Below are 18,230 nucleotides of genomic sequence, written 5' to 3'. Positions count from 1 at the left end.
ACCCACCCTCCCGGGGCGGAACCGGCACCCGCCAGGCCCGCCCCGGGCACTCCCTGCCTCCTACCTCCTGCCTCCTGCCTCCTGCCTCCTGCCTCCTGCCTGAAAGAGCGTCCCGCAATGGCCATCCATTCAACCCACCGCCTCGACCCCGGGGCCTCCCGGACGGAGGCGCTCCCTTCGGCATCATCTGGATGAGGCCGGGCCGAGTTCTCACCGACGCGTGAGTCCCGATGCAAACTGCCGGCAGCTTGCGCTTCTTCTCCCGGAGCCGTGTTGGTGAGCGGCACCGGGAGGCTGAACGACAAATCGCGGACCTAAAGGCATTGGGACTCACCGCCCGGGAGCTCGATCTCCGTGAGCACGTCCGGCGAACACTCGCCGGGCACCTCGGTGACCCTGAATTCCTGTGGGTCCGCGGTGGAAACGTCTTCATGCTGCGCGCCGCCATGGCGCAATCAGGCATGGATGAAATCATCATGGATCGTCTTCAGAAGGACGAGTTCGTTTACGCGGGGTTCAGCGCCGGCGCCTGCATCCTCTCCCCCACCCTCTCGGGTCTGGAGGAGCGCGACTCAAGGGCTGACTGCCTGGCCACATACGGCATCCGGTTCTACGGCCTGAACATCCTCGACCGCCCCGTCGTGCCCCACCTTCAGTCCCCGGAGCACCCCGAAAACGAAGCCCTCACCAGAATGGCCGCCCGATATGACCATGCCATTGCCCGCTGGGCGGCGTCCATCATCCGTCCCGGCGAGAACCTCCTGCTTGACGCCGGCTCCACGGTGGGCGCACTGGCCCACGAACTGCGCGGGTTCGATAACCTTTCTGTCACCACTCCCGGCATCAACACCCTGCAGGAGTTGGCCGACTCCGAGGGCATTGAGGTGGACTGCCTGGGCGGCCGGCTGCGAAGCCTCAGCCAGAGCTTCGTGGGACCCTTGGCCGAAGCTGCGCTGGAACGGATGAGCTTTGACCGCGTCTTCCTCGGCGCCGATGCCGTCACGGCCGAAGATGGGATCTGCGAGGCCGACCACGCCCAGACCAGGCTTAAGGAACTTATGGCCCGGCGCGGGGGCAGCATTTACGTCCTCGCTCATTCAACCAAGCTCGGCCTCCGGCCGTTCCATGCCTGGACGCAGCTCCCGCTGCCTTGGACGCTGGTGACAGACGATGGAGCTGAGCCGTCTCAGCTGTGGAAGTTTCGGGACGTCGGTGTGGTTGTTGAGGTGGCAGAGGTTTCAGGCCGCACCCCCTGAACCCGATTCTGATGCAGCCTCGCTGCCGGTTCTCTCCGTCCACGGGGCGCACGCCGCTCCTCGACTTCGATGGCCGTCAAGGCCGTGGGTGCGAGGGCGAACTTCCGGCGTACTGTACGCGGCATCGCGTATAGAAGCGAATCGGCGATTCCATCAGCTTTGTCGGGACAGGATAGCCGCTCCATGCCCCGCTACTCGCAGAGCCCTGATGACCCGCCCTACGGTCTCATCGAGAACGAAGACGGTCACGCTTCGGAAGCCGAGAATCGCTGACAGGTGTTGTGGCTAGTCTGGATCCCGAAGTATCCATACACACGTGGAAGTGCCCGACGGCGACTTGCTGTCTTGCAACCCATGGGTTGCAAGACAGCTTTGGGGTACACGGACCTAGAGGGGGTTGCTCTCGTCCCGTGCGACTCGGGCCCGGTGGAGGTCACGAACCTTGTGAACCAGCTCCGGGCAGGGACCCTCGACGAGCACACCAGGGGCCACCTGGTTGATTGGCAGTGTGGCCACCGGCGGTGGCGCCTCACCGAGTTCGCGCAGCCATTGATCGAGCTGCTCCGAGGACGAGACATAAACAATGCGGCCCAGCCCAACCCAGGCATGGGCAGCAGCACACATGGGACAATGTTCCCCGGAGGTATAGACCGTCGCCCCGGCCCGTTCCTTGGGCGTCAGGTGAGCGGCGGACCATCGGGCGATCTCGAACTCCGGGTGGCGGGTCCGGTCGCCACCGGCCACCTGGTTTCGGTCCTCGAAGAGCACCGTCCCCTCCGCCGAGGCAAGCACGGAACCGAAAGGTTCGTCCCCAGCCTCAAGTGCTTCGCGCGCCAGCTCAACGCATCGCCCCAAGTGATTCAGGTCGGTCTCTGTGATACCCATGCGGAACAGCTTAAGGCAATGCCCGCGTTGGAAAAGGAAACTGGTCACGTCCCTGCGCGCATGAACCTTTCGAAAGAGATGCGGTCCGCGCGTCGACCGGCCGCAGCGGATACATCGATTTCTTTTGAGCCGGCGTTGCCCCTCCTGTCTCAGTTTTTCAAATCCGGGTTCCCGAGCCGTGCGGCGCACTCGGTGGATCGTTCTGTGGCTCCGGCCCGCCCCCGGGGCGGCCCTGCGTGCCGGGGTTCCGCCTGGCTTGCCGTTTGCGCTGCCACGCCAGACGAGTCTTCCTGCCGGCCCGCCGGAAGATCCCCACCGTGAGGTGGGCCACGAGCACCATTGCGGTGACAGAGAACAGACCGAAGAAGAGGCCGCCCAGAAGCAGCAACCACGCCACCCCGGCCGAATACTCCACCAGGTAATCGCTTCTTCTAGGGCCCGGCACAAGCACCTCAGCCGGAGGCTCCACAATTCCCGTCAACCATCCAACAGACTCTACGGCGTAGCTGAAGGAAATCGCACCGAGAACCACGCACACAGGCACAAGCACCGCATTGAGCAAACCCCTGCTGAACCGATCCTCAGTCGACGTCGGCATCATAAGAAACCTCATTATCCCCCCTCATATGCCGCCGCAGCGACGCCTCAAAGGCATCGCCCCGCCCGCCACTGTACCGGCGCCGGACCGGCCGTGCCGGATTCTTCGAACCCCGGACCTGGCGTACGGTGAACACTCCGGCCTTCTTCTGCCGCCTTGGACCCGCCCGGAAAAGTGTCCGCTGATGGATCCGCTTACGAGGATCTTCGGAACTGTGGACCGCTTGACTCTTGCGGCGGCTGGAAGCCGGGACAATGACTTGTATGCGCCTTTATCTGTCGTCGTACCAGTTGGGCAGCCATCCTGAAGTACTTTCGGACCTAGTGCGGGGTTTAAGGCGCGGCTGGGTGATCCTCAACGCCCTCGACGGAGGCGATGATGAGAGGCGGCACCGGGAAGCCGAACGGCAGATAGCGGGTCTCGAGGCGCTGGGACTAACAGCCCGCGAGCTCGATCTCCGTGAGCATGACGCAGGAACCCTCGCTGCGCACCTCGGAGACCCTGACTTCCTATGGGTCCGCGGCGGAAACGTCTTCGTGTTGCGCGCAGCCATGGCGCAGTCGGGCATGGATGAGCTCATCGTAAACGGTCTCCATGAGGACGCGTTCGTCTACGCCGGGTTCAGCGCCGGCGCCTGCATCCTCTCCCCCACACTCTCGGGTCTGCAAGAGTGCGACTCAACGGCTGACTGCCTGGCCACGTACGGCAGCGTCAGATTCGACGGCCTGGGCATCCTCGACCGCCCCGTCGTGCCCCACCTTCAGTCCCCGGAACACCCCGAAAACGAAGCCCTCACCAGGCTGGCCGCTCGATACGACCGGACGAATCAGCCGTACTGGCCGCTGCGAGATGACAAGGCACTGATGGTCAACGGCAACACAACGACGCTCATCTGAGCCACGGCAAGACAAGGAGCCATTCACCCACGCGGTCCTCGTGTGCTGTCGCGCTCAGAGATCGGTTTTCGGACGCGTCTCAGCAGTAGTGACACGTATCGTCGAACCATGAAAGTGCAGCCGATTGATCCTCGTGATGTGAAGTATGAGAACGATTCTCCTACCTTTCGGGTCTACTTCTGGACCGGTGACGGAAGCGAGAAGGACGAGTGGGAGCTATCCGAAACCGATCTGGACGCTGTTTTGGAGTGGATACCGGAGCATAGCAACGGTAGATCTCATAGCCTCTGGGTAGTAGATAAAGGTCTCAATGAAGTGACCGCTATCCGGTTGCGGGGCATCGATTTGGATGCAGCCCCAGAAACGTGGCCGAAGTGGGCAACTCAAGTGTTTCTGTAGCCGATCCTCTAGCGAAACCTCGCCTGAGGGAAGCAGCTTCAACACCATCGGCGTGATTTAGAGGGCCCATCCGGGGAATCGACAAGCGTTGCTATGGTGCCAATCATGGGAATCACCGAAACACAGCGCGCAGCTCTGAGCCAGATGCTCGACACAGCGGCCGACCTCGACCGTTGGCGACTCAGGGCTCGCCGAGTGGAAGAACCTGAGCGTGGAAGCGAGCTCGCGGTCGACGATGAGATCTTCCAGCGCATGGCAATCAGTCAGCTTGCACGGCTATCTCTCATCGCCGCGCGCGAGCACCTTCGCCTCGCGCTCGACGCCATCCAGGCGAAGCAGCTGTACCCCTCGTCACATTTCACGGTGCTGCGAGGGGCCCTGGTCGGCGCGTCTCAAGCCATTTGGATCTTGGGACCCCAGGAACGCGATGTGCGCCGGGAGCGAGGTCTGACCGTCCTCACAGAGATGTACGTCCAAATGGACAAGTACTACGGCTTTCTCGACAGCACGCAGCTCAAAGCCGTCGATCGCGCGAGCCTCGAAGATCAACGAGTGTGGCTGAGCGAGCGCCGTGATGACGTCGCCTCATTCAGGAGCACCAAGGCGACCCTGAACCTCACTGAGGTCACAGGCGTCGCGGCTGATCACGCTTTCGCGGACACTACGTCTCGCGACGCGGTCCGGCGAATGTGGCGCGAGATGAGTGCGGACGCTCACGTTCTCGGCTGGTCGCTCTTTCAACGGACAACCTTCGGGCCGGCTGACCGACGCACGGGCGTTGGCGAGGGGTCAGCCTCAGGAAGCCCGGAGCATGTCGCGGAGTCGTTTCTGGCCTCGTACCGACTGCTGAGGTGTGGGTGGTCGTTGTTCGACCGCCGCTGCGAGGGGCCGTAGAGATGGACTCACCACGCTTTCGGCCCGCGTCTGCAACCCGCACGTCAAGGGATCCTCCTGCGCGACCGCCTTAACCGTTCCAGACGGACCCTGTCTTGGTTATCGGACGCTGGCGGTGACTTGACTACTTTCCGTGCGTTATCGATGCCGGTGGACGGATCTTCTGCTCATATTTCCCACCCGGAGGAATACGACCTGTCTGTGAGCAGCGTGGTCAGCTCTGTGTGCACTGTCAGGGTTTTCTCCAGCCGGCCCAGCAGCTGGCCAGAGGGTGCGTCCGGGGCCTCCCAGTCCCTGCCCGTCGAGTGCACGGCGTAGGGATTGATAACGCATTTGAAGTCGAGCATCATCGCACTGGTCAGGGCGGTGTAGCCCATATAACTGTGCGGAAGACCGCCGGCGCAGATGAAGGTCACGACCTTGTCGAACCACGCCGCGGTGCGCTGCCCGTCCCCGGTGGCGCCGGTAGATTCGATGAGGTTTTTCAGGTTGCTGCCCAGCCTCCAGTGGTAGACCGGGGACGCGAGCACCACGGCATCGGCCGAAGTGATCAAGTCATGGATTTCCCAGAACCGGGCCCCGTCAAAGGCCGCACCGTTGTCGAACGCCGGCAGGTTCGCCTCGGCCAGATCCCACAAACACCGCCTCGTGCCCGGCATCCCGGAGTAATTCCGCGGCGCGCAGGGCCAGAGCCCGGCTTCGGCTCTTCGGATCCAGGCTGGTGGAGATGACCGGCAGCAGCAGCGGTGTACGAGGCATCCGTGGCCTTCAGCTGTTCAGGGCCCGCTGTGCCACCCTGGCCAGGTCCTCGACCGCGTCGGGCTCCGGGGCGGCCGGGGTCTGGGTGCTCACGGTGGCACCCAGGGTGCCGTTCACTGTTGTGACGCTGAGCAGATACACGGTCTTCCCGGTGGCCTCGTCGGTGACCGCGACCTGACTGGCCTGGTAGGATCCTCCGCCGGTGTCCGGCTCCAGCGGGGTGACGACATAGGTGCTGGTCCCCGCACCGGTGTCGACGCTGTAGGTCCGGCATTCCTCGGCCGGTTTGTCGCGGCCCAGCAGATACCTGCTCAGTTCCTTCCCGGGGGCCGAGTACAGCCACACGCTCATCTTCAGGTCCTCGGTGGAGAGGTTGCCGCGCCCGTACGCGGTGTGGATCTCCGCCGGGCGCTGCGGCGGATCGCCTGCCGCGCATTGCTCCGGAGTGACGTCCCGGCGGGCGACCCGCGTTTGGGATTCCTTGATCACCTGCTCTGTCTGTGCCTGTGGCACCGTGTACAGGGCCCGGCCCTGCAGGTCCGTGAGGTTGTTGATCCGGTTCCTGAGCTGTTCGGTGCTAACCACCTCCCCCGGTTGCCAGGGCTTTGGCCCCACCGGCTCCTCCGCCGTCGAGCAGCCGGTCAACACCGCACCCGTGAAAACGACGGTCGCCAGTTGGATGGTTCTGCGGTTCATTTGTTCCCCCATATGGTCACGCCCACCACGAACGCCCGGCCGGTCATCGACCTGTCCGCCCAACCTAACAGCGGCACGCTCTCAGCGGCAGGGCACCGGTTCAACAGACACGCCATCGAGGTGCAACAGTTACCGCTCCGCCGCATGGGCTGCAACACGATGCCGAAGGAGGAGGCCCCGCCCTCACCAGATGTCGCGGTGGGGATCGGTCTAGGGACGTCGGTCCTAGGGTGTGGCCAGCGGCGTGAGTACAAAGTCAATGGCGGACTCGACTGCCTCGCGGCGCGCGTCGGTCGATTGAACAAGAAGTGACTGGATAGTTTGGATCAGCGCGACAAGCTTGGGTGTTTGGATCGATGAAAGGCGTGCAATCGAAGTGGCAAGTGCTTCCGTCACGAGGGCGTCCACATGGATTCCGAGAGCGCCCGCGTGAGATCCGTCGGGGGCTATTTGGCTCCCTCGATCGAGATGTCGCCCAGGAGCGCTTACAGAGGAACACGGATCCCGTCCGGAACATCACCGGCCGCGACCGCTGCGATGAACGGCACCGCAAAGGCTGTTGCTTGATAGACCGTGCCCTGATGACAGATGTTCGAGTAGAGTCCGTCACTGATTGCCAGGGAAGGATCAACTCGAAGCGCAGCCAAGGATCGCGACACGTCGCCTGCGATGGCGGGTGACATGTTCCCGGCGACGCCCAGTGAAACGGCGCCTTTTCCGTAGCAGTGCTCCAGCTGACTCCAGTCGACCTGATCAAGTTCATCCAAGGCATCGAAGCCTGTCCCGCTCGGTTGATACGGAGCGTCCATATAAGTGAGAGTAACCAAACGCGGACGCCAAAGGATCCTGCAACGGGCGTTGGTCCGAGCCCTCAGGACGTGTAAACCATGAAGGTGACGCCCGTTCTGCACGCGAGCGGAAGGGATTCCGTGAGCTCGGACCCCTCGCTATATCCGCCACCTAGGGACACCTGCTGACCCAGCGGGATCGTATCGAACCCGATGTCGAGTTCGCCTGCATCATTGAAGTGGGTGCCAGCGGGGAACTGGATGTTGTAAATCGTACCGTCGGAGGCGTGAGCTAGCAGGCACTCGTCCCTGCTAGCGAGCAGGACGCCATCGAATGCTGCTTCGGGCCCGGATCGCCCATCGCGCTGCTCGTCCGAGATAAGAATCTTGAGCGCTGTCGACTCGTACTTGCCCCCCGCGACCTCGGGAGCACATGCGGTCATGCACTGAGCACCAGCGAAGACGACGGCCAATACGAAGTAGCGAGCCTTCACCCCCAAGCACCTCCCAGGCGATCCATCCCTAGTTCAGTGCACCATACGTCGTGAGGTGACATGTGGTCCATGCGCAACGAACTGCGGACGCTGCAGTCCACGGGCGTGCCGACGGTGTCGAGGAACTAGCGTCATCACTCATGCCCTCTGAGGGATCCTCTTATAGACAGTCCATGATGCGCTGGGTGTACCCGACGCAACCTCGGCTCAGCGACGGACCATTTCCACTTCCTGTATGACTTGTCTGCACTTCAAATCGAATCGTTAGCTGGACGCCCGCGGCGACAGTGGCTTTCTATGGTGCACTAAGTCATGGGGAAAACACGCCGGAAAACAATCACCCTCCTACTCCTGAGTGTCCTTGTTCTTGCTGCAGTGGTGGCGCTGCCTAAACCCGTGGGCTGTGGAGCCTTTCATCTCCGGTCCTCGGACGACTCCGGTGCTGCGATGAAGGGCCGGTCCCCTGACGAGAGTGCCGAATCGGACGCTGAGTTTTGGACCGAGGAACGCATGAGGAACGCGCAACCGGCTCCCATGCCCCGAAATGCGTGGTGCTCCGTCTTTAGATAGCCACGTTGGAACACGTACGAGGGCCGTCTCGTAAGCCCCGGCGCTCACCCGCCCGAGGGCTCAAGGTTTTCCTCCAACAGGGCTGGTGACAGCGAGCAGTCCGCCCTACTTCCGGGCTCATGCCCAGCACGCCGCATAGCACCCGCCCTAGAAAGTGTCCGCTGAGGGACCGTCAAAGGGGGCGCCCATCTACTCTCCTCCAAGGCTCCGCGAATGCGTCGATGCTGCGATCAACCTTGGTGTGGTTCGGTTCATGCGCGCTGAAGGCGCTGGCACAGACATGAGCACATTCGTAGGGTTGCTAGAAGCCCCTGCATACCGGACGGGCGAGTCATTCTCCGGTATCGATTATGGCTATCACATCGGCTACCTGAACTTCCTCGCGCACTGGAGAGAGGGCAGGGCTTTCTCTTCATGGTTCGATCATCGAACATGCAAGCTATCTCGACTCGCTGCTGAAGAATAAGCCACCAACGATCCCAAAGCGGCCCTGAGGGATCGTGTACGCGACAAGTCAGCGCGGTGTGTTCCGCGCCGGGATGTCGGTTCCCGCCTTCGATCTGGCCGCCTCTGGCGGTGAACGAACGGGTTTGACCGGTGCTGTTCCCCTCGTTGGCTGGCGGCCAGCCCCCGTCCGGGCTGTCAGTTCCGCGGTGTGGTCAGTTTAGTCGCCCTGTCGGCGGCGGCTTCGCGGATCTTCGTGACCTGCTCGATGTCGGAGCGGAGCTCCCGCATCCTGGTCGTGAGGTACATATCGAGCACCGTGTCGAAACATAGGAGTGCGGGGTCCTTCTGCCGCGGGCCGGGCGGCGTGTTGAGCGGGTTCAGGACCGTCGTGCCCCGTCGTGTGGGGGCACCGCGATTCCGGCCGCAGTCAATGCAGCCCTGCTTGTTTCCCCGTCGCGACGGCCCGCCTCTTCCGGTGCCATGGCATTGGCGGCCGCGGAGAAGGTTTCCGGGCCGGCCTGGCGCAAGTTGCCTTTCTCCCCCAGGATCTGCAGGACATCCTGGATGGGAAGTTCGCCGTCGCCGGGGAACATGCGTCCGTTCAGGCCCTCTTCGAGCAGGTTCGCCGCGCTGGGCCCCTTGGTGCCGTCGGTCAGCTGCACGCTCCACAGGTATTCGGCGGGAATCTTCCGCAGGAGTTCGAGATCCAGCCCGCCCTTGTAGAAATGCCAGATGTCGATGGTGAGTCCGGAGTTTGGACTGGCCGCGGTGCGGACGATGTCCCAGGCGGCGGCGAGGGTCTTGACGCCGGTCACCGGCGTGAATTCGAGCTGGACCTGGGCTCCGCGCTCCTGGGCCCGGTCGGCGAATCGGCCGAACCCGTCGGCCAGTGCCTCCAGTTCCAGTCCCTCGGTGCCGTCGAAGCCGGGGAAGGCGAGGATCGTTTCCATTCCGAACGTATCGACCATCGCCAGAATGTCATCGGAACTGACGTCGAAGCGGTCCTTCAGGGGTCCCTCAAGCCAGGAGGGGTAGCGCACCGGGGCCCAGTCGGTAATCGTGTCGAGGTGGCGCAGCGGAGCACCGGCATCGGCGGCAATGCTCATCATGTCCCGGTCCGACAGCCCAGAAGCCCGGGCCGCCTGGTAACCGTCGGGCGACAGAGCGAAACTTGTGAATCCGCCGGCGGCGGCGGCCCTCACCTGCTCTTCGAACGGGCGCGTCCGGACCGAGGCGGTCCAAAACACGAGGTCGAGAGCAGGGCTGGAGTTCGATTTTGTTACGGAAGTAGTCATCGTGGCAGCTCCTGCGAGGGGTGGTTCATGGGTGAGAATGTTCCGCAGCCGGCGCGACGCTATGCGATGCATCGGCCACCTTTCCGGCGTCGTTACGTGGCGCGTACCCGCATCTTCCGAGCAGTCTTTTCGTCAAGTCCCGAAACCTTTCATGATCGAGCACGAGTACGGATCGGCCCTCCCTCAGACTCCCACTCCGTCTGCTCCTCAGCAGGGGGGTTTACCAGAGAATTACTCCGGGCCTCCCCGGCGCGGCAATGCGGACGGCGGACGAGACTTGATCTGTGGAAGGCTCGAATGAGAGCCCTCGTGGTTCCTGTTAGGAGCGGAGGGCCGGAACAACCCGCCCTCCGTCCACGGTCTCATGGCCGAGTGCGCCGGTTCGCGGAGGACGATCGAGCTGAAGGGAGGCTCCCACATGGCAGCGATTCCCGGTACGGGTCAGGTCGTCGGTCTCACCCGCGAACCCTCCGCCCTTCAAGACCACCGGCAGGCCGGCCGGCACGGGCCGCCACTGTCCGAAGGATCAGGAATATGACCGAATCACACGAGGCCAAGCCCGCCCTCACCCGGGTCGGCCCGCAGGACGCGTCCAGCCCGGTCCGGGGATGGAGGATCCGCCAGACCCTGGCGGAAACCCCGGAAAGCGTCGCCTCCGGACGGCACAGCCATCCCTGGCCCGAAGTGGGCTGCATCAACCGCGGAGACGTGTCCATGAAGTTCGACGACAGGCCCCCCTGGAGCTTGACGCCGGAAGCCCCTTCCTCATTCCACCCAACGCTCTGGACGGCCAGGGTTCCGGTCCCCGGGCGCCCTGAATGTTTAAACGTGCACTTCGGACGGAAGCCCCGGCGTGCCGGCAGGAACGGGGAGACGGCCCTCTCGGGACAATCCCGCGTTGTCCTGGGTCTCTGCTGCCGCCGCACCACGGATGCTGGCGCCCGGATACGGCTGCCACGCCCTGCCGGCCGGTGGGGACGGTGCACCATGGGTACTAACACACAATGGATGACGATCCAGACCGACTACTGGACCGCCACGGAAAAGATCTTCAATGCGGTAGAGAAGAAGAACGGCGCTCTCGCCCTCGAGTCGCTGCGCGCCGGTCTCAAGGCGATGCCGTCCGCGGCCGATGACGTTCGGACCTGCTGGTGGAGAGTCGCAGGATGCATCCTCGAGCGCACTGATATCGGCCCGCGCGACAGTCACAACAGGGGTTTTTTCGACATCATTCGCCGCTATACTCTGTGCGAACCGGGCTTTTGGGCCCTGGCCGCGGTGTAAGAGGACCAGGAATGTCTGTGGATGCTCGAGACGTTCGCCGAGGGTCACTACCCCGAGGGCGAAGGGCCCGGAGTTTCGAAAGCTTACCTCCACCTCAGGGGGCGGGTGCGGGACAGTGGCGTCCCAGGGCTTTGCCGATCTGCCCGAGCTTTACCGCCGCGTCAGTTATCGGGACAGACCGCGGCTGAAGGAAATATGGAAACTCGTGCTGCTGCCAGGAGATTTTCATGCCGGGAACCAGTCCGGGACCCCCATCGCCCGGGCACCCAGCTGAACGGACGCCGCTCCGATGGAACAAGTTGCGTGCCGAAGAAGGAGAGGGCTCGCACGGGAAGCTGCATCCCTGTAGGCCCCTGCTGGGCTAGCGCGGTCTCCGTGCCCGCCTCCGCAAAGGAGCTTTGACGGCCCCGCCTGACCGGGACGAGGCGCATCGCGGAGCCGCTGGTTGTCTGCTGCTGCCTTTTCTGGTTCTTCTGTTGCTGGAAACTCGAAGAAAAGAACCTGTTAACGACACCGTCGGCATGAGGTACCTCAAAACCTGTGGCTAGATAGCCACGAACGAAGACCACATAAACGCCCGGCTGGAGCATCCAGCTTTGCGTTTACTCATTAGCTGTTCTTCGCTCTCAGACACTTTGCCACAGCTTGATTCCGCTCGTGGTGGTGTTCATGCGTCGCGAACTTTAGGAGACTGCTCCGCCTGAGCTGATCGACGAGGAGGATGACCAGATCAAAAAGACCCTCACCACAGTCATGCAGCTACACGGCCGCTCCCCCATGAAGTAGAAGAGAGCCCAAACCGGGCTTCGCAAGAGAAAGGAGGCACCCCGCCCCAGAAAAACCCCAACCCAGCCCCCAGATCCGGCACCCGGACCCCAAAATGCGCCGGATTGTCCACAGCCAGAGAGCAATAGGGCCTCTGACTAGGGGAAACATGTGCCCGAAGTGGGACTCGAACCGGACTCCAGGCCCCGGAAACCCGCCACTCGCCCGAAGACATCCCGAATCCGGCCCGGTCCGGCACCTGTATGGCCTGGTCCGAGACCCGAAGTGTGGACAATGTCCACACCCGCACCTCTTCCCATCAGAGGCCTTTCCGGACAGCCACTCCCCGGGTCGACACGTTGCAGCGCTTTTTTGCAGGAAGAAGGATTCTTATTGGACCGGGTGCATTCTCACATCTGGTCCGTCGCCGGTCATAGGCCGTTACCAGCGAACACCGACGAGCCGCGGTCAGCCCCGTCCTCCCTTGTTTCATGCTCCTGCGGCGCGCCGCGCCGAGGGCGAGGGCGAGGAAAAACTTGGGGAATCTAAGTTCCCAAGTTGCTCGGCTCTTGCTCCGCTCCCTGCCGGTGGGTCGGAGTGTCCGGCCGGGACTACTGCAGATGCTTTCTGAATGGGCGCTGCGCGTCTGGACTTCTGGACCGGCTGCGCCGTTCCTTTCGGCAAGTAAGCCTACTGCCTGCTCCGCTCTGGGCAAGCCTGCGCCAGGGGCTTTCGCGGCATATCCTCACTCGCTGCGCTCCCTCCGGTATTCCACGGACCCCCGGACTTTGGCTGGCCCATCCACCCCCCAGGCAGATCGGGCACGTCGTGCCGAAAGGAACGGTGGCAAAAACCAAAACCCCTCACCCCTTCAGGAGGACGCCATGGAGCGGGAGAAACTGCTGTTCACTCCGAGCGAAATCGCCGAACGCCTTAGCGTGTCGGTCAGGACCTCGCCCGGTGGCGCCGCAACGGCACCGGTCCGCCCTGGTACGCGCTCCGACCCAGCACCGTCCGCTACGACCCGGAGGATGTGCGCGCCTGGCTTGGCCGTCCCGGTGCGGGCCTCCCGGGTCACCGCATTTCCCCGTAGCCTTCCGGGGCGGCGGGGGTGCTCGGGCGTGCGCCGGCCGGTGGACTGCGGCGGGCTCAGGGGGCGAACCCGCCCCCTGCCCACACCTCGTACTCGAGCCGGGCCGCCAGGATCCGCAGCTCCCGCTCGTCCTCCTTGGAGAATGCCCGCGGCCGGTCATCGATCAGGCACAGGGTTCCGATCCTCCACCCGTCGGCGCTGCGGATCGGGTGCCCGGCATAGAACCGGATGCTCGGCTCCCCGGCCACCAAGGGGTGCCCGCCGAAGACCGGATCCCTGGCGGCGTCCTCGAGGACCAGGGTCCGGCCGGCACGCACCACCTGCCAGCACAGCGCCTTCCAGCGGGGCAGATCTTCACCGATGGGACCTGCCACCGACTTGATCACCTGCCGGTCCCCGGTGATCAGGGCGAAGGATGCGGAACCGAACCCGAAACGCTCCCGGACCCGCCGCGTGAAGTCATCAAAGCGCTCCTCCGGGCCCGAGGCCAGCAACCCGGATTCGGACAGGGCATGGCACCGGCGGATCTCCGCCTCCGCCCCGTCCTCTCCCACCGGGTCATCCAGCAGCCCCGCGAACTCCCTGTCGAGGGGGAATTCCGTGCTGTAAGCGGCGCGGGCCATGTACACCCCATGGTCCTCGAGCAGCTCATTGACCGCCTCGGCCAGGCGGTTCCGCTCCCCCGTGTCCAGCCCCGTCAGGCCCCGCAGGTAGCCGTCGATCTCCAGCTCATCATGGTGCCCGCCCGCCCCCAGGTAGCCCAGCCACACCTCGTCCGGGCGCAGCCCGGCCTCGTTCACCGCGCACACGGCACTCCACTGCTGCACAAACTCATCCAACACGTCGGCGGATCCCATCATCAGGCGCACTAAGCATGCGCGTTCAACGGACACTCCCCCGCCCCAGCGTAGGACCAGACAGACCTGTCTGCTTGTATTTTCTGCGCGCCGTGCCGCTATTGAAATGCTCCGCCGCGATCGTCGGTCTCTCGGCGGCCCCGGCCCCGCCGTGGAACACCGGGTGCTCCGCCACCGCGGGGGTGCACATCCTCCCCGCCGCTGAGGTGGCCGGGCGGCGGAATGGATCAGGTTAGGCAGGCGCTCACGAGCGGCGGTTGGTCTAGGGTCGTGACCCTGAAGCCCCTGGTTCTGCTTGACGTCGACGGCGCACTCAACCCCGCCGTCCGGCCCGATAGGGATGGTGGGGCCCCGGTGCTGGTGCTCTCTGCCGAACGCTGCCCCTGGTTCGGGGGCTGGCCGCCCAAGGGCGCATCGCCTGGGTCTCCACCCGGCCGGTGACGCAGACCGCCGAGCTGGAGGCCCAGCTGCGGCTCGACACCAAACCGCTGCGGGTTCCACTGCCCCACACACCGCGGACCGTCCCGATGCGGCCACCCCCAAGCTGCTTCCGGTCAGCCGGTGGCTGGCCGGGATGGATGCCGCGGGAGAAGCTGACTGGGATGCGGTGGTCTGGAATGATGACGTGCTGGGGCCCGACGCCCGTTCGTGGGCAGGGGAACATCCAATGCCTGTACTGCTGGTGAAGCCCGTAGCCGTCACCGGGCTCACGGCCGGGCATGTGCGCTCCGTTGAAGCGTTCCGGTATCCCTGACCACGGTGCCCCTGGCGGTGCGTGTCGTGGGATCCGCCGGGCGGCACGGTGGCAACCGGTTCCACGGGACAGCACCCTTTCCACCATTGCCGGATCATCCGGTTCAGGTTCCGGCACCACCGGCAGGCCGTGTCGCTGCGGCCCGGGGCGGCACGCTGAGCGGCATATGCGCTGCTGTCGGCGCCCCTGGATCAGCCGGTGGGTGCGGGCGGACCGGTTAGGCCTGCCAGGACTCGGCGCAGTCCCCACACGTACTGGTCGGTGGAGACGTAGGCAGCCATTGTCCCGGCAGCCGCGGCTGAGAGCGGATACCTGTCGGCGGGGATGGCGGAGAAGCCGACCCGGCGCGTGGCGATGCGCTCCGCTTCAGGCGGCGCCTGGCGTGTTTCGCCCAGTTCTGCCACGTCCAGGGCGATTGCGCCGAAGACGTAGACGATGAGCAGGTAGGACGCTCTGGCCGCATCGGCGGAGTCGAGCCCGGCGCTCTGGAGAATCTCCATCAGCCGCTCGTTCAGGGCCAGGGCGTGTGGCCCGTTCATGGGTCCGCCGATCATCAGGTTCACAGCTCCCGGGTGGGCCGACAGCCGCTTCCGCAGTTCAAGCGCGAGTTGTTCGATCCGTGAAGTCCAGGCTAGGTTCCGGTCCCCAGCGATGGCGTGGTTGACCTGTCCCAGCAGGTGTTCCACAACGGCCTGGGTCACGGCGGCCTTGTCGGGGAAATACGTGTAGACAGCGTTCGGTGCGACCCCGACGCGGGCGGCGATCCCCCGGATGGACGCCGCAGCCGGGCCTCCCTCATCGAGGAGGCTCAGAGCCGCCTCGAGGATCTCGTCGCCCGACAAGGTTCGGCGCGGGCCCCGGCGGGACGTGGTGGCGGGGTTCGTCATGGTCCGCTTCCCTTCTCTTGACTTTCGCTTTGTACAGCGTACATTATTTGTACATCGTACAACAAACTCACACGAGAGCGGCATGGCCATGAATCCCAGCGAAGAGAAGAGCCTCCGGCGGGTGACCGGAGGGTTGTTCGTGGCAAGTGCCCTCGCCTTTGCGGCGGCCGCCACCATCCTGTCGATGACCTTCGACTGGCCGGACGTGCTGCGCGAACCCGCGGGCGTCGTCCTGCCGGCCTTCACCGCCGGCGGCCCCGTCCTGGTGTGGACCTGGTTCGCGACGGCCTGGACCTACGGCCTGCTGGCCGTCCCGGTGCTGCTGCTGCCGGCGGCCCTGGGCCTGAGGAACCATCCGGTGGTGCAGGTGGCCACGTACGCGGGTGCGGCCTCGGTGCTGCTGTCGCTGATCGGCTTCCTGCGCTGGGTGTTCGTTGTCCCCCCGCTGGCCGGCCCCTACGCCGACGGCGATGTGCAGACCCGGGCCGCCGTCGAGGCGGCATACACCGCCCAGCACCAGTTCGGCGGCGCACTGCTCGGCGAACATCTCGGCCAGCTGCTGGTCGTGGGGTGGTCGATCGCCCTCAGCCTGGTCATCCTGCGCACCCGGATCCTGCCGCGCTGGCTCGGCGGCGCAGGCGTCGTCGTGAGCGTCCTCTACCTGCTCAATCAGGGCGACATCCTCGCCACCGCCGTCCCCGGCTTCCCGGTATGGGAACCGGCCGGCCTGCTGGGCAGCACCGGGTGGGGACTGTGGGTGGCCGCCCTGGGCTTCTGCCTCCTGCGCCGCCCCCAACAGGCAGCCGATCTTTCAGAGGACGCCACCGCCGCAGTAACTTCCACCACCCGGCCGGCTGCAGCCGGACCAAGGATCTGATCCCATGAACAGCACTCAAGTATCCCGGCCCGGCACCCTGCGCGGCTGGCTCCTGTGGACGGCCGGATTTCCCGCCCTGCCGCTGGCCGGAGTCACCGGCACCTTGGCAGTGGGCCGTATCGACAGCCCCGCCGCCGCCCTGGCCGGCGGAGCCCTCGTGGGGCTGCTCATCGGCACAGCTCAGGTGCTGCTCAGCGGCCGCCGCCTGCACGCCAAGACCTGGATTCCGACCAGCGTTCTGGGCATGGGCGCCGGGCTGGCCGTGGGATCAGTGGTGACGGGCTACCGTACGTCACTGGCCGATTTGATCCTGATGGGGGTCCTCAACGGGCTGGTGCTCGGAGCCGCCCAGGCCCTGGCCCTGCCCCGCGGCGCCCGCAGCCGCTGGATCTGGGCCGCGGCCATGCCCGCACTGTGGGCACTGGGCTGGAGTGTCACCACCCTGATCGGAGTCGGGGTGGACGCGCAGTTCATCGTCTTTGGCTCCAGCGGCGCCCTGGTCTTCTCGGCGGCCTCCGGACTCCTGCTCCACCGGCTCCTCCCCCACCGCCCGGCGCTCATCCGCCGGTCCTCAGGCGCAGCGGCGGGGGCGCCATGAGTACGGAACTGCACGTCGTCTTCGGCACCGGAGCCATCGGCCTGGCAACCTGCGATGCCCTGCTGCGCCGCGGACGCCGGGTCAGGCTCGTCAACCGCTCCGGCCACGCACCGGCCCCCGGTGGCGTCGAAGTTCTCGGCGGTGACGCGGCCGACCCGGGCTTCACCGTGCGCGCCGCCCGGGGAGCCGCGGTCATCTATCAGACCCTGAATCCGCCCTACTCCCGGTGGACCGAGCTGTTTCCCACCCTGCAGGCCGGCGTGCTCGCCGCCGCCGAAACCACCGGGGCGCGGATGGTGAGCATGGAGAACGTCTACATGTACGGGCGGCCCAACGGGCGCCCGCTCACCGAGGACCGCCCGGACAACGCCCACACCTCCAAGGGAAAGCTCCGGGCACAGATGGCGCAGGAACTGCTCACCGCCCACCGCGCCGGCCGGGTCCAGGTGGCCATCGGCCGCGCCTCGGACTACTTCGGCCCCCGCGGAGGCGCCCAGTCCAACCTCGGGGACCGGGTGGTTCCCGCAGCCCTCGCCGGGAAGCCGGCCACCGTTTTGGGCAACCCGGACCAGCCCCACACCTACACCTATATCCCCGACATCGGTGAGGGCCTGGCCGTGCTGGGTGAGCACCCCGATACCCCGGGTGAGGTGTGGCACCTGCCCAACGACCCGCATACCCGCACCACCCGGCAGCTGGTGGACAACATCTACCGCGCGGCCGGGCAGGACGACACCAGCCTGCGCACCGTTCCACCCCTGATGCTGCGCGCGCTGGGTCTGTTCAACCCCACGGTGCGTGAACTTATCGAAATGCAGTACCAGTTCGATGAACCCTTCATTGTCGACAGCAGCAAGGCCGCACACCGGTTGGGACTGAAGGCCACCCCCATCGAACAGGCCCTTGCCGGGACGGTCCTCAGTTACACCCCGGGGTGATCCCTCACCGACTGCACCGGGCAGTACAGAACCATGAGCCGGTTGGAGAGCATCAGCAGAACTCACCGGAACCACCTACCCGCTGCCGGGGCGTGGCCATGAGCGTCTCTTGCTCTTTGATCCTCGGCCCGGTGCCCGGAAAAGGCCAGGAGTGCGGGTGCATCCACCCGCTGCAGCTCCCATCGCACTATCTCGATGTT

General features: G+C 65.1%; 19 protein-coding genes. 9 read left to right on the top strand and 10 right to left on the bottom strand.

What is annotated here, in order from left to right; genetic code table 11:
* Window positions 1-323 precede the first annotated feature (323 nt).
* Window positions 324-1,256 carry a Type 1 glutamine amidotransferase-like domain-containing protein gene (locus tag AC4D2R_RS17455; RefSeq protein WP_490941367.1) on the top strand — a complete coding sequence of 311 codons (933 nt, stop codon included), beginning with the start codon at window positions 324-326 and terminating at the stop codon, window positions 1,254-1,256.
* 387 nt (window positions 1,257-1,643) lie between these two features.
* Here the strand turns inward: AC4D2R_RS17455 and AC4D2R_RS17450 are convergent, their stop codons facing one another.
* Both AC4D2R_RS17450 and AC4D2R_RS17445 read right to left on the bottom strand, forming a co-directional pair.
* Window positions 1,644-2,141, bottom strand: a complete 498-nt coding sequence (locus tag AC4D2R_RS17450) for a nucleoside deaminase (RefSeq protein ID WP_490941366.1) — start codon at window positions 2,139-2,141, stop codon at window positions 1,644-1,646.
* Between the two features lie 157 nt (window positions 2,142-2,298).
* On the bottom strand, window positions 2,299-2,754 hold the full coding sequence (locus tag AC4D2R_RS17445; RefSeq protein WP_490941365.1) for a hypothetical protein: 456 nt from the start codon (window positions 2,752-2,754) through the stop codon (window positions 2,299-2,301).
* A 332-nt stretch (window positions 2,755-3,086) separates the two neighbouring features.
* Here AC4D2R_RS17445 and AC4D2R_RS17440 point away from each other — a divergent pair, with 332 nt between their 5' ends.
* The 3 genes from AC4D2R_RS17440 to AC4D2R_RS17430 all read left to right on the top strand — a co-directional run bounded on the left by AC4D2R_RS17440 (window position 3,087) and on the right by AC4D2R_RS17430 (window position 4,928).
* The gene (locus AC4D2R_RS17440) at window positions 3,087-3,635 is read left to right on the top strand and encodes a Type 1 glutamine amidotransferase-like domain-containing protein (RefSeq protein WP_490941364.1); all 549 of its coding nucleotides are present in this window, start codon (window positions 3,087-3,089) and stop codon (window positions 3,633-3,635) included.
* A gap of 108 nt (window positions 3,636-3,743) precedes the next feature.
* Window positions 3,744-4,034, top strand: coding sequence for a hypothetical protein (locus AC4D2R_RS17435; RefSeq protein ID WP_490941363.1), 291 nt, complete (start codon window positions 3,744-3,746; stop codon window positions 4,032-4,034).
* Between the two features lie 105 nt (window positions 4,035-4,139).
* Entirely contained in the window at window positions 4,140-4,928 is a 789-nt protein-coding gene (locus AC4D2R_RS17430; protein ID WP_490941362.1) for a hypothetical protein, read from the top strand.
* Window positions 4,929-5,095: 167 nt separating this feature from the next.
* Here the strand turns inward: AC4D2R_RS17430 and AC4D2R_RS17425 are convergent, their stop codons facing one another.
* The 6 genes from AC4D2R_RS17425 to AC4D2R_RS17400 all read right to left on the bottom strand — a co-directional run bounded on the left by AC4D2R_RS17425 (window position 5,096) and on the right by AC4D2R_RS17400 (window position 9,977).
* Entirely contained in the window at window positions 5,096-5,566 is a 471-nt protein-coding gene (locus tag AC4D2R_RS17425) for an NAD(P)H-dependent oxidoreductase (protein WP_490941361.1), read from the bottom strand.
* Between the two features lie 130 nt (window positions 5,567-5,696).
* Window positions 5,697-6,383 carry a hypothetical protein gene (locus AC4D2R_RS17420; protein ID WP_490941360.1) on the bottom strand — a complete coding sequence of 229 codons (687 nt, stop codon included), beginning with the start codon at window positions 6,381-6,383 and terminating at the stop codon, window positions 5,697-5,699.
* Between the two features lie 225 nt (window positions 6,384-6,608).
* Complete coding sequence (locus tag AC4D2R_RS17415; protein ID WP_490941359.1) at window positions 6,609-6,779, bottom strand: hypothetical protein; 171 nt, start codon at window positions 6,777-6,779, stop codon at window positions 6,609-6,611.
* 89 nt (window positions 6,780-6,868) lie between these two features.
* On the bottom strand, window positions 6,869-7,192 hold the full coding sequence (locus tag AC4D2R_RS17410; protein WP_490941358.1) for a hypothetical protein: 324 nt from the start codon (window positions 7,190-7,192) through the stop codon (window positions 6,869-6,871).
* A 62-nt stretch (window positions 7,193-7,254) separates the two neighbouring features.
* Window positions 7,255-7,665: a hypothetical protein gene (locus AC4D2R_RS17405; protein WP_490941357.1), complete on the bottom strand. Its 411-nt coding sequence runs from the start codon at window positions 7,663-7,665 to the stop codon at window positions 7,255-7,257.
* A 1,394-nt stretch (window positions 7,666-9,059) separates the two neighbouring features.
* Window positions 9,060-9,977 carry a sugar phosphate isomerase/epimerase family protein gene (locus AC4D2R_RS17400; RefSeq protein ID WP_490941356.1) on the bottom strand — a complete coding sequence of 306 codons (918 nt, stop codon included), beginning with the start codon at window positions 9,975-9,977 and terminating at the stop codon, window positions 9,060-9,062.
* A gap of 1,008 nt (window positions 9,978-10,985) precedes the next feature.
* Here AC4D2R_RS17400 and AC4D2R_RS17395 point away from each other — a divergent pair.
* Window positions 10,986-11,261: a hypothetical protein gene (locus AC4D2R_RS17395; protein WP_490941355.1), complete on the top strand. Its 276-nt coding sequence runs from the start codon at window positions 10,986-10,988 to the stop codon at window positions 11,259-11,261.
* A gap of 1,914 nt (window positions 11,262-13,175) precedes the next feature.
* Here the strand turns inward: AC4D2R_RS17395 and AC4D2R_RS17390 are convergent.
* The gene (locus AC4D2R_RS17390) at window positions 13,176-13,979 is read right to left on the bottom strand and encodes a GAF domain-containing protein (RefSeq protein WP_490941354.1); all 804 of its coding nucleotides are present in this window, start codon (window positions 13,977-13,979) and stop codon (window positions 13,176-13,178) included.
* 571 nt (window positions 13,980-14,550) lie between these two features.
* Here AC4D2R_RS17390 and AC4D2R_RS17385 point away from each other — a divergent pair.
* Complete coding sequence (locus AC4D2R_RS17385) at window positions 14,551-14,730, top strand: hypothetical protein (RefSeq protein WP_490941353.1); 180 nt, start codon at window positions 14,551-14,553, stop codon at window positions 14,728-14,730.
* Window positions 14,731-14,921: 191 nt separating this feature from the next.
* Here the strand turns inward: AC4D2R_RS17385 and AC4D2R_RS17380 are convergent, their stop codons facing one another.
* Window positions 14,922-15,617 (bottom strand): TetR/AcrR family transcriptional regulator, encoded by a 696-nt coding sequence (locus tag AC4D2R_RS17380; protein ID WP_490941352.1) that lies wholly within the window; start codon window positions 15,615-15,617, stop codon window positions 14,922-14,924.
* An 82-nt stretch (window positions 15,618-15,699) separates the two neighbouring features.
* Here AC4D2R_RS17380 and AC4D2R_RS17375 point away from each other — a divergent pair, with 82 nt between their 5' ends.
* From AC4D2R_RS17375 to AC4D2R_RS17365, 3 genes are read left to right on the top strand one after another with little or no spacing between them, the layout of a single operon-like run.
* The gene (locus tag AC4D2R_RS17375) at window positions 15,700-16,494 is read left to right on the top strand and encodes a DUF4386 domain-containing protein (protein ID WP_490941351.1); all 795 of its coding nucleotides are present in this window, start codon (window positions 15,700-15,702) and stop codon (window positions 16,492-16,494) included.
* Between the two features lie 4 nt (window positions 16,495-16,498).
* A complete protein-coding gene (locus AC4D2R_RS17370; protein WP_490941350.1) occupies window positions 16,499-17,092 on the top strand; it encodes a hypothetical protein in 594 nt (197 codons plus the stop codon).
* Window positions 17,089-18,030, top strand: a complete 942-nt coding sequence (locus AC4D2R_RS17365) for an NAD-dependent epimerase/dehydratase family protein (RefSeq protein ID WP_490941349.1) — start codon at window positions 17,089-17,091, stop codon at window positions 18,028-18,030. Before AC4D2R_RS17370 ends, AC4D2R_RS17365 begins: the two co-directional genes overlap by 4 nt.
* The last annotated feature ends 200 nt before the right edge of the window (window positions 18,031-18,230 follow it).

This window comes from Arthrobacter sp. TJ-217, from assembly GCF_058269255.1.
Note: the sequence above shows the minus strand (reverse complement) of the source record. Positions and strands in the feature narration are given on the sequence as shown.

Coding starts and splice junctions, on each gene's coding strand:
- AC4D2R_RS17400 (WP_490941356.1), bottom strand. CDS start 9,977: ATGACTACTTCCGTAACAAAATCGAACTCCAGCCCTGCTCTCGACCTC.
- AC4D2R_RS17395 (WP_490941355.1), top strand. CDS start 10,986: ATGACGATCCAGACCGACTACTGGACCGCCACGGAAAAGATCTTCAAT.
- AC4D2R_RS17435 (WP_490941363.1), top strand. CDS start 3,744: ATGAAAGTGCAGCCGATTGATCCTCGTGATGTGAAGTATGAGAACGAT.
- AC4D2R_RS17375 (WP_490941351.1), top strand. CDS start 15,700: ATGGCCATGAATCCCAGCGAAGAGAAGAGCCTCCGGCGGGTGACCGGA.
- AC4D2R_RS17390 (WP_490941354.1), bottom strand. CDS start 13,979: ATGATGGGATCCGCCGACGTGTTGGATGAGTTTGTGCAGCAGTGGAGT.
- AC4D2R_RS17445 (WP_490941365.1), bottom strand. CDS start 2,754: ATGAGGTTTCTTATGATGCCGACGTCGACTGAGGATCGGTTCAGCAGG.
- AC4D2R_RS17380 (WP_490941352.1), bottom strand. CDS start 15,617: ATGACGAACCCCGCCACCACGTCCCGCCGGGGCCCGCGCCGAACCTTG.
- AC4D2R_RS17430 (WP_490941362.1), top strand. CDS start 4,140: ATGGGAATCACCGAAACACAGCGCGCAGCTCTGAGCCAGATGCTCGAC.
- AC4D2R_RS17450 (WP_490941366.1), bottom strand. CDS start 2,141: ATGGGTATCACAGAGACCGACCTGAATCACTTGGGGCGATGCGTTGAG.
- AC4D2R_RS17365 (WP_490941349.1), top strand. CDS start 17,089: ATGAGTACGGAACTGCACGTCGTCTTCGGCACCGGAGCCATCGGCCTG.
- AC4D2R_RS17385 (WP_490941353.1), top strand. CDS start 14,551: ATGGATGCCGCGGGAGAAGCTGACTGGGATGCGGTGGTCTGGAATGAT.
- AC4D2R_RS17370 (WP_490941350.1), top strand. CDS start 16,499: ATGAACAGCACTCAAGTATCCCGGCCCGGCACCCTGCGCGGCTGGCTC.
- AC4D2R_RS17420 (WP_490941360.1), bottom strand. CDS start 6,383: ATGAACCGCAGAACCATCCAACTGGCGACCGTCGTTTTCACGGGTGCG.
- AC4D2R_RS17410 (WP_490941358.1), bottom strand. CDS start 7,192: ATGGACGCTCCGTATCAACCGAGCGGGACAGGCTTCGATGCCTTGGAT.